Annotated in this window: 11 protein-coding genes; 2 read left to right on the forward strand and 9 right to left on the reverse strand. The window is 44.2% G+C overall.

All coding sequences use genetic code 11. From position 1 onward, the window contains the following. Positions 1–964: 964 nt before the first annotated feature. Complete coding sequence (locus GO816_RS10485) at positions 965–3,343, reverse strand: ABC transporter permease (RefSeq protein ID WP_157541849.1); 2,379 nt, start codon at positions 3,341–3,343, stop codon at positions 965–967. A 642-nt stretch (positions 3,344–3,985) separates the two neighbouring features. Between GO816_RS10485 and GO816_RS10490 the strand changes: the two genes are divergently transcribed. Continuing rightward, the gene (locus GO816_RS10490) at positions 3,986–4,720 is read left to right on the forward strand and encodes a DUF3667 domain-containing protein (RefSeq protein ID WP_157541850.1); all 735 of its coding nucleotides are present in this window, start codon (positions 3,986–3,988) and stop codon (positions 4,718–4,720) included. Positions 4,721–4,847: 127 nt separating this feature from the next. Here GO816_RS10490 and uvrA read toward each other — a convergent pair whose 3' ends face one another. From uvrA to GO816_RS10525, 7 genes are all read right to left on the reverse strand, one after another. Continuing rightward, on the reverse strand, positions 4,848–7,370 hold the full coding sequence (gene uvrA / locus GO816_RS10495; protein ID WP_157541851.1) for an excinuclease ABC subunit UvrA: 2,523 nt from the start codon (positions 7,368–7,370) through the stop codon (positions 4,848–4,850). A gap of 464 nt (positions 7,371–7,834) precedes the next feature. Then, positions 7,835–8,848 (reverse strand): hemin-degrading factor, encoded by a 1,014-nt coding sequence (locus GO816_RS10500; protein ID WP_157541852.1) that lies wholly within the window; start codon positions 8,846–8,848, stop codon positions 7,835–7,837. A gap of 21 nt (positions 8,849–8,869) precedes the next feature. Next, positions 8,870–9,649 carry a heme ABC transporter ATP-binding protein gene (locus GO816_RS10505; protein WP_157541853.1) on the reverse strand — a complete coding sequence of 260 codons (780 nt, stop codon included), beginning with the start codon at positions 9,647–9,649 and terminating at the stop codon, positions 8,870–8,872. Further along, on the reverse strand, positions 9,646–10,692 hold the full coding sequence (locus tag GO816_RS10510; RefSeq protein WP_317163619.1) for a FecCD family ABC transporter permease: 1,047 nt from the start codon (positions 10,690–10,692) through the stop codon (positions 9,646–9,648). Before GO816_RS10510 ends, GO816_RS10505 begins: the two co-directional genes overlap by 4 nt. Continuing rightward, positions 10,692–11,546 (reverse strand): heme/hemin ABC transporter substrate-binding protein, encoded by an 855-nt coding sequence (locus GO816_RS10515; RefSeq protein ID WP_157541854.1) that lies wholly within the window; start codon positions 11,544–11,546, stop codon positions 10,692–10,694. Before GO816_RS10515 ends, GO816_RS10510 begins: the two co-directional genes overlap by 1 nt. A 73-nt stretch (positions 11,547–11,619) precedes the next feature. After that, complete coding sequence (locus GO816_RS10520; RefSeq protein ID WP_157541855.1) at positions 11,620–12,990, reverse strand: HmuY family protein; 1,371 nt, start codon at positions 12,988–12,990, stop codon at positions 11,620–11,622. 29 nt (positions 12,991–13,019) lie between these two features. Continuing rightward, a complete protein-coding gene (locus GO816_RS10525; protein WP_157541856.1) occupies positions 13,020–15,281 on the reverse strand; it encodes a TonB-dependent receptor in 2,262 nt (753 codons plus the stop codon). A gap of 97 nt (positions 15,282–15,378) precedes the next feature. Between GO816_RS10525 and GO816_RS10530 the strand changes: the two genes are divergently transcribed. Next, positions 15,379–16,344, forward strand: coding sequence for a helix-turn-helix transcriptional regulator (locus tag GO816_RS10530; protein ID WP_198171489.1), 966 nt, complete (start codon positions 15,379–15,381; stop codon positions 16,342–16,344). Positions 16,345–16,764: 420 nt separating this feature from the next. Here GO816_RS10530 and GO816_RS10535 read toward each other — a convergent pair whose 3' ends face one another. Further along, entirely contained in the window at positions 16,765–17,793 is a 1,029-nt protein-coding gene (locus GO816_RS10535) for a methionine synthase (protein WP_157541858.1), read from the reverse strand. Positions 17,794–17,818: the final 25 nt, after the last annotated feature.

A 17,818-nucleotide genomic window follows, 5' to 3' on the forward strand; every position in this document is an offset into this window, starting at 1 on the left:
CCTCGGTAACCCTTAGTAAAGCCAGGTTTCTAAATACCTAAATGAACACCTGTGGGTAAACCTTACCTTAGGTGTTTCAAAAGTATTTAATCCATTGACAATTAATTTATTAACGGTCTCAGGTAATTTGAATTCAATTGCATTCGAACCTGTGATCCAACTTTTAATTTTTAAGATTGGAGGGGAAATATGAAGACCCAAAAGAAGTTCAGTGTATATTTTACGCTGAGAATGGACAAGGAAAAAGCAGGCTACGCCCCGCTTTACTTAGCGATCACGCTGAACAAGGAAAAATGCATTGCCGCATTGAAACGGCAATTTGCGATCGGCTTGTGAAACATAGGCAGAGGTTTCGCCAGAAGTCACAAAGATGAAGCGAAGGAGCTATACCGTTACGTAAATGAGGTGCAGACACTGATCATTAATATTCCTAACAACCATCAATTGAAAAGGAAAGCGATCACCTTGCGGCGATCAAGAGCCTTTTTTGGGTGAGGAAGAACAAGGATATACATTAATCAAGTTTATCGCTTATCTCGATGAGATCTTCAATAAAGTACTTCATCCTGCAACATTAAAACATTACGTCGTGTCTCAGCGCTATGCGATTAAGTTTTTGAAGGCCATGTACGGAATGTATAACATAGCACTGATAAATCTCAACTTTGAATTTATCTAGGATTTTGACAGCTTTTACGTAATCAAAAGCCTATCAATCATAAAGGTCCATCATGTACCAATGCAAGTCTAATCTTCATGGAAGTGTTCAAGAGTGATTATATCATATCTCTGCTTTTAATCAATACTACGTTGATCTTATTGTCTTAAGGAAAATTGGGCAATTGATACCATTTTTGAGCCTTTTGCAGTACCATTGTGCGCCTAAACAATTGATCATAGTCGCTCTCAAAACCAAAAGTGTATAATTCATCACTACAACGTCACCTACATTTAAGCAATTATTTTAATCTTTTAACAGCGTTGTTGGCTTAAACTTAATAGCTCTATTGATTTGAAAACTTACAGTAAATACTACTATAACAACTGACGTTATTAATGCAATCAAGAATGGATAGATATTTATATGAACGCGGTATGCAAATGTTTCCAACCATCCATGTGCGACTAAAAAGGCCAATGGCCAGGCAACACAATTTGCGGATAACACAATGTAAAAAAATGGCCTGGATAGTGTGATCATCAATTGCTTTGTATTTGCTCCAAGTACCTTTCTTATGGTGGTTTCCTTCATCCTTACGCGTATAGCTTGTGCTGCCAAAGAAAAGAAGCCGAGTGCTGCTATAAGCACCGCCAGTACGGAGAATAAAACAAGAACGGCTTGTAACTGCTCCTGTTTTACAAATAGCTGTTCATATAGTTCATCCAAAAAATGATAATTGAAGTTATCGCCGTCCAGTTTATTGATGTCAGGCCAGTTCTTGTTTAATGTCTTAATAACTGCAGGTAGCCTATTGTTCTCCACACTAATCATAATCTGGGTTTTCGAAATTCCGCAATGATCTTTCATCAAATAAATAGTAGGCTGAGTAATCTCTTCAAATCCGTAAGCTTTGACGTTTTTTATGATGCCTACTATTCTATATTTCCCACTACAACCTTCTATGATACCCGTAGCTCCTTTTAAATTCATTACTTGAGCTGCGGCTTCGTTGATCAATGCATTGGCAGAGTCTCCCGAATTATGAGCATTAAAAGTTTGACCAGCGGCTAACTTAATATTAAGCGTCTCAAAATATTCATAATCAACAGCAATGGTGTTCAAAGCATATGGCCTGCCTTGGAGTAGATAGTCGTGAGTAGCCGGCATTATGCCTCCGGGAATATTTGACGCTACTGTTACCGCTTTCACACCCGGTATATCTTTGATACGATCCCGAACAGGTCCAAATTTTTTTGGATCGTTGAACAGTGACAGATTGTCGATGTATAATACCTGTTTTGCTGTAAAGCCAGGGTTTTCGGATTTCATATAAGTTACCTGCTGGTTCACGATCACAAGAGTAATTACAAATGTGATAGCAACGGTGAATTGAAGCAGAGTGACAATTGTTGGTAGGTATGAAAGTCTTCCTTGTTTCGCCAGCTGGCTTCCTCGCAAAACTTCAATTGGCTTGAATCCTGCCATAACGATTGCTGGATAAGTGCCTGCTAGTAGGGTAAGAACTAACAGTGTAATAATAAGCTGAATGATGAGATGAGCATTGACTCCAGTTAACAGCAATTGAGTCTGAAGGATTTTGTTGAAATATGGAAGAGTCACACATACTAATACAAACGATAGCACAAGAGCCAGAAGGCATTGAAAGAATATTTCCAAAATAAATTGTAATGCTATGTGTGTTCCAACGACGCCGTTGACTTTTTTAATACCGACCTCTTTTGAACGCGCATCGGCTTGAGAAATATAAAGATTAGTGAAATTGACCGCCGTAATTATCAAAATGACGATAGCCAAAATACCGAGGCTAATAACGATTTGGTTATTCACATGAGAGCCATAGTGAGGTTTTAAATGCAGGTTTTTCAATGGGTCCAAATAAATGGCAGGACGGTCTGAACGCCTTATTGCTTCCTTGGCTACCTGACTGGTATCTGCTAATGCCCCCCTTTTGTAAATATTGTCGATTTTCGAAGATAATAAGGCAATGTCAGTTGATGGTTTAACAAGTATATACGTTTGATAAATCTGCGTGGCATAGGTCTGATCCTTCCCGGAAGTAATATCCGCTGAAAAGGCAATACAGTCAAACTTTAAATTCGTATTACCTGGAAAATCTTCTGCAATACCCGCTATGGGCATAGCCATTCCGGATCTCGACATCATGTTGATACTTTTGTTTTGTATTAAACTGTCGCCTGGGAAAAGCACTTCGGCGGTTTCTTTAGAAAGCAACATGGCCGGAGTTGAGCTATTGGCATTCAAGACAAACCCTTTTGGTTTAATACCGAGAATTTTCGAAATTGAATAATCTGCACCAATCCATTTTTTTATCAAAAACCTCCTTGATTTGGTGAAGAATGGAATTTGAAATAAAGCTGTAGTGATTCTGCCAGTTTCATCAACCTCAGGACACTGATCTTTGATAGCTGCTGCTAATTTTCCTGGAGTAAAAGGCGATGGCCCGTTTGGCAACTCTCGCTCCACGAGATAAACGCGGTCGAAATTTTTGTTCCATTTATCATAGCTGGTTTCATTATCAATAAACAAACTGACCAGGATGAAAGCAGCCAGTCCTATCGCCAGTCCTGCAATGTTAAGGAGGTAAAAAACTTTACTTTTCAGAAACGATCGAAATGCAATCTTAATACTCAGATTCGTCATACTATTAGCTAAATACCTAAAACTACGCCATTATGTAATTTATTCATAGTCAGATATATGGTTAACTATTAAGTGTTCATTTTCGTACACCTGCGTTCGTTTTTATACTGTTTATACATCTAAAGATGAGTTTATTTCTAATTACTCTACATGTATGTTGATGGTGCAGTTGTATAATCGGGAAATACTACTACCAGTAAATCGAATACGTACTAGATACTATCAGGTGAGGCGTATGGCAGCCCATGTATGCCCATGATCACATGGCGGTGCTAGTTGCTACCTGCCTGAACATCAAACTTATCTCTAGTTTGATAAAACGCTATCAATCAATTTTCTAATTATAAAATTGAGTATGCCCGCTTAAAAACAGCGGATTTCTGATACATACTAAAATTCATCTTTTTATAATCAATAACATAAATGCTTCCGTAACTCATTCGGGAAAAGGCGCTTTTTGCTTCCGAGTGATCCTATTGCTGCAAATAGTCGGCCTCGGCTAACTGTATTACTTCATTATCTGTTAACAGTGCGGTTTTGCTTTCAGTGATCGTGGGGCGAATTTATATAGCAAATCTACACTTCAGTGTAGTTAGCAAACCCATCCCTTTTTTAATTTTTGCACTACTATTTTCTATTCTTATGATTTTAGATACTATCACTTGTGGCCATTGCCATAACGAGATAACGCATAAGTTTTGTTCGCAATGCGGTCAGCCGGCTAAACTTAACCGTATAGACGCTCACTATATTCAGCACGAAGTGTTACATGTGCTGCATTTTGAAAAAGGAATATTGTACACCATTAAGGAGCTACTTTTGAACCCTGGCAAAAGCGTACGGGCATTTATTGCCGAAAACAGGAGCCGACTGGTTAAGCCTGTCATTTTTATTATTCTATCCTCGTTGTTATATACCGTTGTCAGCCATTCTTTTCATTTAGATGAAGGGTATATTACCATACGCGACAAGGATAACCTGACAACCAGTTCCATCAAAAATTGGGTGCAAAGCCATTACGGATACGCCAATATCATTATGGGCATATGTATAGCAGGGTGGCTACAGCTATTTTTTAGAAGGAGCAATTATAACTACTTTGAGATTTTGATACTGCTATGCTTTGTGATGGGTATGGGCATGCTTATCTTGTCTGTGTTCGCGCTGATTGAAGGCATAACCAGTTATAAAACAATGGCTTTTTCGGTGGTAATTAGTCTGGGCTATTCTGCCTGGGCCATAGGCGACTTTTTTGACAGCCGGAGAAAGATCGGCCGTTACTTTAAGGCTTTGGCGGCTTATCTGCTAGGCATGCTCACATTTAGTGTGATGATTTTCATGCTGAATACAACCCTTAATTTGATTACTAAACACTAACGTATGTCACATTAAAGTTTGTGTGAAGGTTTTGCCTATGAAATAATCAGCCCCTGCTTTTTCAATTCAGCTTTTATCATTGATAACGCCCACTCGCTTCTGCGACCGTACGGTGGTTTATCCAGCTCTATAGGTGCTTGGCCAGGTAAGGAGCGGTACGGCTCTCTTCGTTTTTGACAATCGCTGCCGGCTCGCCTTCGGCTACGATGCGGCCGCCTGATTCGCCTGCGCCCGGCCCGATATCGATCACCCAGTCGCTGGCCGCGATCACGTCCATATCGTGTTCTACCATGATCACCGTATTACCGGCATCGACCAGACGGTGGAGTTGCAGTAATAAACGCTCCACATCTGATGGATGCAGCCCTGTGGTTGGTTCATCTAGCACATATAGCGTTTGACCGTGCTGTACGCGTTGCAGTTCTGTTGACAGTTTGATCCGCTGTGCTTCGCCGCCTGAAAGTTCGGTCGCGGGCTGTCCCAGTCGCAGGTAGCCCAATCCAACTTCACGGACGACCTCCAGCGCGCGGCTGATTGCAGGCTCTTCGTAAAAAAAGTTTGCCGCCTCATCGACGGTCAGGCTCAGTACCTCCGCAATATTTTTGTCTTTGTAAGTAACTTCTAATGTTTTCGGGTTATAGCGGGTGCCGCCGCAGGTTGGGCAAGGCGTATAAACACTCGGTAGGAATAGCAGTTCAACCATCACCATCCCCTCGCCTTCACAATGTGGGCAGCGCCCTTTAACAACATTGAACGAAAAACGGCCGGCATCGAATTTACGCGCTTTGGCCATGGGCGTGGCAGCAAATAGTTTGCGTACATGATCGAACAAGCCGGTATAAGTGGCCAGGTTTGATCGTGGCGTACGCCCAATAGGTTTCTGATCAACAACCACCAATCTTTTGACATGCTTCATCCCGCAGGTGATGTTACCGCCCGTCGTTTGTACTGGGGTGTCTTCCAAAGGGTCGGTTTCGCCATCGCTGGTGATATCCATTTGCAAACCTAATTGATCACTAACTAATTCAACCAGTACCTGGCTTACCAGACTGCTTTTGCCGGAACCGGATACACCGCTCACGCTGGTTAAAACGCCCAAGGGGAAAGCGACATCGAGATTCTTAAGATTATTCCTGGTGATGCCTTCTAGTTTTAGCCATTCTTTGGCTTTCCTGAGGTCGTTGGTCCTTTTGGGCCTATCGTCATAGATATAGTGGCGGGTGAGCGATTCCTTCACGTCGCGCAAACCACCAGGTAAGCCGCTGTATAAAATATGACCGCCTTTTTCACCGGCCGCTGGGCCTACATCCACAATCCAGTCGGCATGCCGGATCACGTCGATCTCGTGCTCAACGACGAATAAAGAATTGCCGGATGCTTTTAATTTATCCAGTGCCCTTAGCAAGGCCTCCGTGTCAGCCGGGTGCAGGCCTGCCGATGGCTCGTCCAGCACATAGACCACTCCGAAGAGATTTGAGCGCACTTGCGTGGCTAAACGTAGGCGCTGCAATTCACCCGGCGATAAGGTCGGGGTACTTCTTTCAATGGTCAGGTAACCTAAGCCAAGGTCCAGCATGACCTGCACGCGGGCCAGAAAGTCTTCCGCAATGCGTTTGGCGACCACCGCCTTTTCGGGATGTTTTTCTTCGAGTTGCTTCAGTGCCCTGGCTTCACCGCTGGCATAGGGCGCAAAGATTGTGGCTAACTTGTTCAATGCAAGTCTGGATAGATCCGCGATATCATAACCCGCGAATTTAACAGATAAGGAAGCCTGCCGCAGACGCTTTCCATGGCATAACGGGCATTCACTACTGATCATGTATTGCGCTACCCTTTTCTTCATAAGTGCGCTTTGCGTGTTGGTGAACGTATGCCTTACATACCTGCGCGCGCCTGTAAAGGTGCCCATGTAATCAGGCTGCCGTTTATTCTTGATAAAGCGTTGGATCTCTTCGTGGTTATAGCCGGAATAGACCGGGACGACAGGCTGCTCTTCGGTGAACAGGATCCAGTCTCGGTCTTTTTTAGGCAGGTCTTTCCATGGTATGTCCAGGTTATAACCTATAGTGGTCAAAATATCACGCTGGTTCTGTCCCTGCCAGGCAGATGGCCAGGCGGCGATCGCTTTTTCCCGGATAGTGAGGGTGTCGTCGGGCACCATCGTTTTTTCGGTGATTTCGTAAACCCGGCCAAGACCATGGCATTCCGTACAGGCGCCTTCGGGTGTATTGGGCGAAAATGATTCCGCGTAGATGATAGCTTGGCCTGCCGGGTAATCTCCCGCGCGCGAATAAAGCATGCGTAACAAATTGGAAAGTGTAGTAACGCTGCCTACTGAGGAGCGGGTACTGGCCGCGCCACGTTGCTGCTGCAAGGCGACTGCCGGGGGCAGACCTTCGATCTCATTCACTTCTGGAATAGCCATTTGATTGAACAACCGCCGGGCATAAGGCGATACGGATTCCAGATAGCGTCGCTGCGCTTCTGCGTATAGCGTACCGAATGCCAAAGATGATTTGCCCGAGCCGGAGACCCCTGTAAATACGACTAAGGCACCACGGGGAATGTCCAGATTCACATTCTTCAGATTATGTTCGCGCGCACCGCGTACCCGAACAAAGCCGGAAACATCCGTAACATTTTTAGCCATGGATATTGAACAGGAAACCAAGGTTGAAGTTTCGATCTGTTTATTTTGCTCTTTCAGTAGATCATGTTACTGAGCACAATATGCTCTGTTGTAAAATCTTATAGAAATGCTTGACTGTTGATTGTGTAATAAAATGCCGCTCAATATTTTCGGCATGCTCAAAAGCCACCGACAGTCCAAATGCAAAAATAGGGTTCCCAAATTTGCTAAACACGGATGGGTTAAGTTCCACAAAGTAACCACTTACGCTATTTTCCAAGAAAACGAACCAAAGCGGCGTCAATCTCGGTCAGCCGTTTCGTACGAACGCATAACTCAGAAAAACTCAGTACTAAGTTCTTTTTAAATTTTAGTTCCAAATCCTCTACCTTCTGCTAAAATTGACTGATATTTAACATAGGTAAGAATGGCCCTATGTCCTTAAAAAGTACATAGGGCATTTGCTTTTTATTGTGGTTATTGCTTTAGTTTAAAATACTACGCCAAGCCTCACTTTCGGGAATACCCGGCTTACGTTTACCAAAGAACTGAACAATTGTATTGCCCTTCGCATCATATACTTCAATGCTGTGGACCAAACCGTCTACGGTTGGTTTTTTGACTAGCCAAATGGCGGCGATGCCATCCAGGCGTAAATGCATATTAAACTCCGGGTCTAATACGTTAAACCACGGACCAGTTTCCACCAGCTTATTCACCTGGCCTGTATGTATCTGGATACAGCCTGCACTTCCGGTAAATACCATAATTTCGGTCTTCCAGGCTGATGCCTTTTGCAGAATGTTCTTTAAAGCGCTAACTTCCATGCGTTGAGCAAAGCCATCCGGAGCCAATCGCAATGCCTGCGTACGGGTAAGCTCGTATTTGCGCAGCATACCATGAAAATCGTGCGTATCCTGCAAATTGATCCATTCATGATGGAAGTCTTTCAGGTTCACCTCATGGTCCGGGATTTCAACCGTCTTATTGGTCGTAGGCATAATAACCATATCAATCTCCTGCTCTTCAGCACGATATTTAGCTACTAACACATGATAAGCGGCTACGTCACTTTGCTCGGTTAAATAAATCTTATGTACGGCCTGGCCGTCTTTGTCAAAAAACTGCAAGCTCAAGCGGTCATTCTCGTTTACGGCAAAGCCAAAATGCCAATGCGTCATAAATAAGCGCAGATCAATATCAGGAGTGACTACTAACCCTACATGGCCGTTAAAGCCTGCTTTTTTGTAAACGCCCTTGCGCTCGTGTACGCAAAAGTCGTTTCGGGTCAAGGCCATTACGTAACCCAATGTCGCCACTTCTTTCAGCAGTTCTTTGAAATCGCCACCCAATTTGATAGCGGTATTGCCTACGCCAGTGTTTACCAACTCAGCTTCACTTACCCCTAGTTGTTTAGCGGCATCGCGTATTCTGATTTTGGGCTGTTGCTCTTTTAGCGCTAGCCATTGCTCTTTGATGGAGGTAATTGTATTTTCCATGATCATTATAATTTATAAATTTTAGACAATGCCCTTGGGTATTACAAATGGATACTTGCAGCCATAAGCATCAAACAATGCCATTTGTACCCCAAAAGCTTCTTGTATACTATAGGCGGTAATTACTTCGTTAGGCGTACCCAACGCCAGTATTCGTCCCTCTTTCAATATCAACACCCTGTCGGCATATCTGGATGCGAAATTAATATCGTGCAATATGGCTACCACGCCAAAGCCCTTATCGGCCAGGTGGCGTGCGGTGTTGAGTATTTGCTGTTGATAAAGCAGATCAAGCCCGTTGGTAGGCTCGTCTAAAAACAAGTAAGCCCCATCTATATCGTAAATTTGGGCTATTACCCTAGCCAGTTGCACTCGCTGTTGTTCTCCGCCCGAAAGTGTGCTATAGTCGCGCCCAGCCAAATGTTTTACGCCTGTCTCATTCATAACGCTTTTCACTATATCAACATCATGTGACGACGGCTGGCCATTAAAGTGTGGGTACCGACCCATCATTACGATTTCCTCTACCAGAAATGAAACGGATAAGGTGTTATGCTGGCTCAATACCGCACGGCGCAAGGCAAGTGCCGCCATACTATATGTTTTAATATGCTCATCATCTAACCGAACTTCGCCAGTATGAGCCTGCTGGTCGCCGCTCAATAATTTCATCAGCGTACTTTTTCCGGCACCGTTAGCACCTATAACGGCCAGCATTTCTCCCTTTTGCACCTCAAGGTTGATATCAGCCAGTAAAGTTTTCTTACCAGCCTTATAGCTCACCTGATTTAAACTGATCATAATTGTGTTCTCCTTTTGCGGCTCATAATGATGTAAATAAAAACGGGCGCACCCAACAACGCGGTGATTACGCCCAAAGGCAATTCGGCAGGGGCAACAATAGTGCGGCTAACCAAATCGGCCAGGGTAAGTACTGCGGCACCCAAGATGGCCGATGCCGGAATTAGCAGACGATGATCTGCACCAAAAGCCATGCGGATAATGTGCGGTATAATCAATCCGACAAACCCGATGATGCCGGATATTGCCACTGACGAACCAACGGCCATGGTAGCCAGTACAATCACCAGTCGTTTCACCAGCCCGGTATTCACGCCCATATGCCGTGCCTGCGCTTCGCCCAAGGCAAAGGCGTTTAATGATTTGGATAAAAACGGCAATGCGACTACCGGTATGGCAATAAATGGTGATAATGCAGTTACTGACTTCCAGGTGGCACCGCCCAGGCTACCCAAATTCCAGAAGGTAATGTTACGAAGCTGTTCGTCTGTGGCCATATAGGTCATGAGTCCGATCAAAGCTCCGGCCAATGCATTAATGGCTATACCACCCAACAACAACACTGAAACATCCGACCGGCCCTGTTGAATTGAGATGCGGTACACGGCAAATGTGGTGATGCAAGCTCCGGCAAAAGCTGCAAGTGAAAGTGCGTAATAGCCCGTGGCCTGCTGCAACTGTTTAAAGATAGTGGCTTCGAGCACAATCATCATAACGGCAAATAAGGAGGCTCCGGACGAAATACCAATCAGGCCTGAATCAGCCAGCGGGTTGCGGAACAAGCCCTGTAAGGAGGCGCCCGAGATTCCAAGCCCGGCACCGACCAAAACGCCCAACAATACCCGCGGAAAGCGTAGCGCAAACAGCACCGCCTCTTGCTGTGGTTGATAGTGAGCTTGCGGATTGACTCCTGTTCGGTAGGCCACGATAGCAAAAAAATCACAGAGCCGGATATGTACCGCACCCAAACAAGCCGAGGCAATCATTACCGCCACCAGCAACCCCAATAGACCGGCTAATATTAAACTGTAACTCTTAAGCACTACGATTTTAATTTTTGTGCCAGTTCGGCTATTGCCTGTCCCAAACGCGGACCGAACCCGGTTAACAATTCGCCATCCATGGTGATAAAGCGCTTAGCTTTACCGGCTTTAGTTTGGTTAACACCTTGCACGTCCTGCAATCCGGCAGGGCCACCCAAACTTTGCATACCACTGCTAAACAGAAGTATCACATCAGGATTAGCTTCCACCAGTGCTTCAGCAGTGAGCGGCTTATAATCGTTAAAACCTTTCACCGCATTTTGGCCACCGGCCAGTTGTATCATTTTTTCGAGCGGAGTGTTTTGCCCGGCTACCATCATGGTACCCGTTCCTCGGGCGTAAATGAACAGCACTTTAGGCTTGCCTTCACTTCTGGTCAGTTTTGCGGCAGCGGCCAAGTCAGCATTCAGCTTTTTAACTAAGGCTTCAGCTTTAGGCTTATTACCAAAACTATTGGCTACCTGGCGTATGAGTTTCTTGGTACCTTCAGCACTTAATTCCTGCGTAAATAACACCAGCTTAATTCCTGCGCTTTTCAACTGGTCAGCCAATTCAGGTTTAATATCGGTAGAAAGTCCGGTAACCACATCGGGCTGTAAAGCCAGAATGCCTTCGGCAGATAGGTTACGGTTATGGCCCACTTTCGGTTTGCTTTTTAAGCTGACGGGGTAAGTACTGGTTACATCCACACCAACAATACTAGGCTCCAGGCCAATAGCTGCGAGTATTTCACTTACTGTACCGTTAACAGAAACAATTTTTTTAGAGGTAGCATTTATATGACGCGCTTGTACGGCGCTGATAGATGTGCTGATCATTAGGAAAAGCAACAATGCATTTTTGATAATCTTCATATGTTAAAAAATTTGAAAAAGCTCCCTAATTCGCACCAGGGACGCCTTACTTACTACTATTCAAGGAAACAAATCATGCTTTTTTGACTAAGGCATAGGCAAGTACCGGGTAGCCACGTGTGCCGCCATCCGGACCGAAACTGACAAATTTCAGTTTGTACACGTTACCTGCGCTGTCTTTGATGACGTAAAAGCGGTCGGTTTTTACGCCAACCGTACCGCCGCTGGTTACGCGCCAGTTGGAGGATACCGTATTACGGCTGGCCGTGAAAGTGGTGGCCGCAATATTAGCTTCGGTATAAGCATCGTAGCTTACCGCGCTGGTTAAAACCTCGGCCACCTGGGTACCGGCCAGGTAATTGGTAAATACTAAATCAGAAAACGCATAAGGCGTAGTGCCGGTGTAATAAATGCTGTAGGTCCATTGCAAATCCCAGTTGGCTTTAGCCGGTTCAATTTCAACGGCGCCCTTGGCAAACGATATGTAACGGAAGTTATACTGACTGTCTTTAGCAATGCTTAGGGTTTGAAAAGTGGTTTCGCCCACTTTGGCATATTGTAATGTGTAGCCACCGTTTGACATATTACGCAGGATACGAACTTTCATTAAATCGGCCGCCGGCAGCACTGTACCCGAGCCGCCCGAACGGTTAACGATATATACTTTGTTATCGGCGTCAGTGGCACTTACCGCAGCAATGGCCGTCTTAGTGAGGTCGCCATTAACATCGTCGAAAATGCTAAAGCTGCCCTGACCAAATCCAAGTGCCAGATTTGCGGTGGTCACATCGGCGGCGGTAACCGCGTTGATGTCCGTTTTGGTAGTAGGCAGCACCGATGCGGCGAGCGTGTTGTTCAAGATCACGCGATAATCAGCACCCGAGTAAAAGCCCAAATCCCAGTCGTTACGAGCAACGCTGGTTTGCTTGTTAGCGCTCAGGTCAACGTAAACTGAATTTACGGCTGCCGAACCGCCGGTGCCACCATCTAACGTTAGCTGTGTACCAGTTGATACGATAGACGAAAAGCTTAATTGCATTTGGCTGGTAGCACCCACTACCACCGGCGAACCTGCCGAAGCCACTTTAAAGGTGATCGATTCGTTACCGTTTAAAAACAAATTGGCTGCTTTATTTACCTTGATGGCAGCTGAATTACTGCCGGCAGGTATAGTAACGGATACCGTACCATTAGTGGCAGCCGGCTCGGTTGTAAACTGGGTACCATAAGTTAAGCCTGTACTCGACAGGCTGATTATTACCGGGACTGCTGCATCAGCATTGCGCGAGAGGGTAAGCTTTACTTCTGCCGATGTTTGTGCTGCTGTAAAGCCTTGTTTATCAGCCTGGAAGTTGACTGCATTGTCGGCGACCGGCGGATCGTTTTCTTTACAGGCGGTAAACAGCACTGTAAAAGCGATAAGCATGGATAATAGTTTTTTCATAAAATGATTGTTGAATTTGAAAAGTGGAATTATTTGAAAAGTTGGTAATTAAGGCCTAAAAACAATGAGCGCCCGTAGCCTACCGGAACCGCTCCGCCTGTGCTGTGTGCGCTACCCACATCCTGCGAAGTGTTGTTGATTCGGGTCACATTAAACAGATTGCGTACACCGCCGCTAATGCTTAGCGCTTTGTTTACAATCTTATTCAGTGTAAAATCAGCAGTGTTGAACGAGCCGATAGCGGCCCGCTGTATGATGGTGGTGCTTCCACTGGAAACATACTCGTACGATGGCCGTTTGCCGGTAAACTTGTAAAATAAGCTCATGGTGGTTTGCCACCTCGTGATAGTGTAGACGATATTGCTGTTCACCTCGGGCGTCCAGCTCATGTCTGGCAAAGTGGGGTCTTCATCCTTTAACCGGTTATAGAGACCGGTGTAGTAAAACCCTAACGTAGCCTGTAGGCTTTTATAATTTATGGTATTCTCGAGCGTCCCTCCTACAGTTTTATATTTATCAATGTTGAGGTAAGTGGTGATAGACCCATTGGCGGCATCGTAAGCTGTTCCGATGAAATTATTAAACCGGTTGTAGAAAGCGCCCGCAACAGTTTTAAGATTTAATTGAGCCCCGTTTAATGCACGCAAGGATAGCGAACCATTGTAGCTATTGGAATACTCGGCCTTTAAATTAGGATTTCCTATAACGGAGTGGCTGGCATCAAAAAAGTTGAAGTATAATTCGCGAAGCGCAGGTGCCCTAAAGCCACGAGCGTAAGCCAGGCGTAGGTCTAGCGCAGATGATAGTGCCACCTTAGCATTAACCGAGGGGATGACCGGAGGTGCATCATACACTGAGTTGTGTACTAAACGTAAACCAGGTCTAACCGTAATAGCCGAAGTAAACTTGATTTCGGATGAGGCGAAAAATGCATAATCATTAATCCTTGGTGTGCCCAATATGCGGTCGCCGGTGCTACCAGTTAAATTAACTTCTATCCCTGGCTGAAACGATACGGCAGGCGATAGTTCATAAAGCGCCATTCCTCTGAAAAATGTGTTGTTGAAAGCCGCCTTAGCTTGCTCTGACGCTGCTGCCGTTAAACGTACTTCGCCGGTGGTATGATTAAGCTCTGTGGTTTGTGTTCGGCGTGTGTAATCGGTATAGGATGCAGCTGCGTTAAAACTCAGCTTGTTATTCAAAGCATAATTACCTTGCAGTTCATGCAAAAAGCGGTGTGTGATATATTTCTGATCTTTGGAGACATTGGTAGAAAGATTAGGAACACCGTTACTGATGATGTCCTCGTCGGTAGCGTTGATACGATACCATATACCCAATTTTTGGTTACGGTAACCGGTGGTAAAGCTGCCCAGCAACTGGTTTTTAGGCAACCAGCCCTGCGTGCCGTCACCAGGACTCCAACCACCAAAGTAATTACGGGAGGCATTTACGCCAATGTTCCAGCCGTTGCGCCGCCATTTTAAGTTGAGATTTTGATTGTGTGTACCACTGCCATTAAAGCCTTTATATTGCTTGCCGGCGCTTTCTTCCTGCACACGTACACTGGCACTCAAACCACTATTTTCAGATGTTGCTTTTTTTGTAATCAGGTTAATGACGCCACCCAAAGCATCCGTACCATACATGACCGACATCGGACCTTCCACAATCTCAATATGGTCGATCATGTTAATGTCAATCTGTCCCAAGCTTTCGCGCGTTTCACCGCGGTCGAGCAAGGGCACTCCATCTAATAGTATTTTTACCCGCTGACCGCTTACGCCGATCATCTCAATGTCTGATGTACCTAAAGTTAAATCATTAGTAAAGCGCACGCCTAGCTCGGTGTTTAGTACTTGCTGGAGGTTGGTAGCTGCTCTGAGCCTGATGCGTTCCGCGCTGATGGTGCGAATCTGATAAACCGAATTTTTAAGTGACTGCGGTTCATATTGCCCTGTCACTACAACATCTTTTAAGTGCAGTGAGCTTTGCTTCAATATGATGTCGTTGAGCTTAGCAGTTTTGCCGGTTGCAACGTCTATTGTTTGGGCGGTTTGTACCAAACCCATAAAACTTGCCTGTAATTGGTGTTGCCCCCGTACCAATGTAACGGAGTAGTAACCATTGTCATCTGTTTCGGCAAGCGGCTTATTATTAACAATGATGGTGACACCTCCTGCTGGCTGGCCATCACTAGACAAAACTTTGCCTGTTATTTTACCCTGTTTTTGAGCACATACATACGTCGTAGCACAAAAGATACAAATTAGGGTAAAGAAAGCTTTCATTTATTTAGACTTATTAAAAATAACACTGCAAATGTGTATCATTGCAGCCAAAACGTATCAACGCCATACGGATTATTATCAACGCCATACGGATTTTATGACCATCAGCATTACTTCAGCCTCGCAAGAAAGCTTCAATTTAGAACTCAAGTACCCTAGGGAGTTTTCGGGTTTACACCAGTTGGAAGAGCGGTACTCGCAAAAAACTGCTGCTTGGGGTAACTTGACTGTTAACGAGTTATGGTTCGACGGGGCATGTGTTTTTCAGAGCACTATAGAAGCTAACCAGCATTGCCGGTTAAAAATGCAGTGTGATAGCCCCTGTTGGCTTATGAATTTTGTACTGGATGGCGAGCTAAACACCATGGTTCAAATGGATGCAGCTCTTAACACGAAGGCAAATCATTTTAACTGCTTTTACTGCAGCAGTTTGGCTGTTGAGGCTGGTATTGAACGCAAAACGCATGTATTTACCGTGTGTCTTACCCGTCGATTTATCAAGCATCTGTTTTGGAAAAGTTCTGTATTTACAGGCGATGAACTGGCTAATAATGGCGAAAAGGTATTTATAGCCGGCAATCAGTTGATCACTACGGAACTCAAAACTATTATTGGCGAGATTACCGGTGCTGAGCAACCTACTTACATCAGGCGTATTTACCTGGAAGGAAAGATACTGGAACTACTTTCGCTGCAATTGAAAGATAGCATGTTTTTTACGCCTGATAATACAAAATCAGATGTAGTACATACCGACTTATCTAAATTGCAAACTGCCAAGCAGCTGCTCGAACAAAATATCAGGTCACCATTTACATTAACCGAACTGGCTAAACAATGCGGGTTAAATGATTTTAAGCTTAAAAAAGGTTTTAAGGAAGCGTTTGGTTTTACCGTGTTTGGATACCTGAATGAATTACGCATGAATAGAGCCAAAAGTATGCTGCAAAAAGGGTTGCCCGTAAATGAAGTTGCGGATTATGTAGGTTACAAGAATGCACACCATTTCACAGTTGCTTTTAAAAAAAGGTATCAAGTACTTCCACGAGACGTTTTCGAATAAAGTCAAAGGTTTTTCACACTAAGCTTGCTGCCATTATTTCACAACTCATAAATTCGTTTCATAAATTTACTTTTCCAACACTTAATCTAAATGGCCTATTAATGTTAACCGAGCACTCAGCTTGTTTGTTAATCGCTGCAACTAAATTACGACATTTCTAAAATTTACGGTCTTGCCGGTTTACTTTAAATAATTACGGTATCAATAAATCGCAGCTTTTAAAAAGTGTTCAAGCATCTCTGCATGCTACTGAATTGAAGCAATCGCGTCATTTAAGCAGTTTACTTGCATGGCATTATTTATCCGGCCAAACTCTACCGTTAGCTGTTCAAACCAAATAAATTTATTGATCCCCTTCTATTAATTCCACATATGGAAGGAGGTAAAGGAAAATGCAATTTTACAATTGATGTATTGAGTTTAAATTGCAAATTCGTTGCGTATAATCTTTGCTCCTGCACTTAAAGCACTCAGTTTACCCCTTGCTATGTTCCGAGACAAAGGAGCCATACCACAGTTAGTTGATGGATAAAGGTTTTCTATATTTACAAACTCCAGCGTTCTACGTAATGTATCGGCTACTTCTTCGGGTGTTTCAATCTTGGCAGATGCCACATCTATTGCACCGACCATCACTTTCTTACCACGGACCAGTTCGATTAAACTTACGGGTACGTTCGAATTGTGGCATTCCAACGAGACGATATCAATATTAGATTTTTGAATTTTTGGGAAGATTTCTTCGTATTGACGCCATTCTGATCCCAAGGTCTTTTTCCAATGATTATTAGCTTGTATGCCATAACCGTAGCATACATGCACGGCAGTTTCGCAGTGTAAGCCATCAATGGCTCTTTCTAATGCTGCCATTCCCCAGTCGTTCACTTCATCAAAAAAAACATTGAACGCAGGTTCATCGAACTGTATAATATCTACACCGGCAGCTTGCAATTCTTTCGCTTCTTCATTGAGTACTTTAGCAAATTCCCACGCCAATTTCTCTCTGCTTTTGTAGTGGGCATCGTACAAGGTATCAACCATGGTCATCGGCCCTGGTAATGCCCACTTTATGGGCTTATCTGTTTGTTTACGTAAAAATTTAGCATCATCAACAAAAACTGCCTTCTGACGGGCAATCTCATTTACCACAACGGGGACACTCGCGTCATAACGATTACGGATTTTTACAATCTTACGATTTTCAAAATCTACACCACTTAAATGCTCAATGAACGTAGTCACGAAATGTTGGCGTGTTTGCTCACCATCACATATAATGTCTGCCCCTGCCAATAGCTGTTCTTGCAAAGCGATGCGCAAAGCATCTTGTTTACCTTCCATTAACTTATCGCCTTCTAATATCCAGGGCGACCAAAGTTTTTCGGGTGGTGCCAGCCAGGCAGGTTTCGGTAAACTTCCCACAATTGAGGTGGGCAATAATATATTCATGATAAAAATAATTTTTAGTATTGTA

The organism is Mucilaginibacter aquatilis (genome assembly GCF_009755275.1).
In the GTDB taxonomy this organism is placed as follows: domain Bacteria; phylum Bacteroidota; class Bacteroidia; order Sphingobacteriales; family Sphingobacteriaceae; genus Mucilaginibacter; species Mucilaginibacter aquatilis.

Excerpts from the sequence above, each read along its gene's own strand:
- GO816_RS10485 (WP_157541849.1), bottom strand. The coding sequence starts at position 3,343 with ATGACGAATCTGAGTATTAAGATTGCATTTCGATCGTTTCTGAAAAGT.
- GO816_RS10490 (WP_157541850.1), top strand. The coding sequence starts at position 3,986 with ATGATTTTAGATACTATCACTTGTGGCCATTGCCATAACGAGATAACG.
- uvrA (WP_157541851.1), bottom strand. The coding sequence starts at position 7,370 with ATGGCTAAAAATGTTACGGATGTTTCCGGCTTTGTTCGGGTACGCGGT.
- GO816_RS10500 (WP_157541852.1), bottom strand. The coding sequence starts at position 8,848 with ATGGAAAATACAATTACCTCCATCAAAGAGCAATGGCTAGCGCTAAAA.
- GO816_RS10505 (WP_157541853.1), bottom strand. The coding sequence starts at position 9,649 with ATGATCAGTTTAAATCAGGTGAGCTATAAGGCTGGTAAGAAAACTTTA.
- GO816_RS10515 (WP_157541854.1), bottom strand. The coding sequence starts at position 11,546 with ATGAAGATTATCAAAAATGCATTGTTGCTTTTCCTAATGATCAGCACA.
- GO816_RS10520 (WP_157541855.1), bottom strand. The coding sequence starts at position 12,990 with ATGAAAAAACTATTATCCATGCTTATCGCTTTTACAGTGCTGTTTACC.
- GO816_RS10525 (WP_157541856.1), bottom strand. The coding sequence starts at position 15,281 with ATGAAAGCTTTCTTTACCCTAATTTGTATCTTTTGTGCTACGACGTAT.
- GO816_RS10530 (WP_198171489.1), top strand. The coding sequence starts at position 15,379 with ATGACCATCAGCATTACTTCAGCCTCGCAAGAAAGCTTCAATTTAGAA.
- GO816_RS10535 (WP_157541858.1), bottom strand. The coding sequence starts at position 17,793 with ATGAATATATTATTGCCCACCTCAATTGTGGGAAGTTTACCGAAACCT.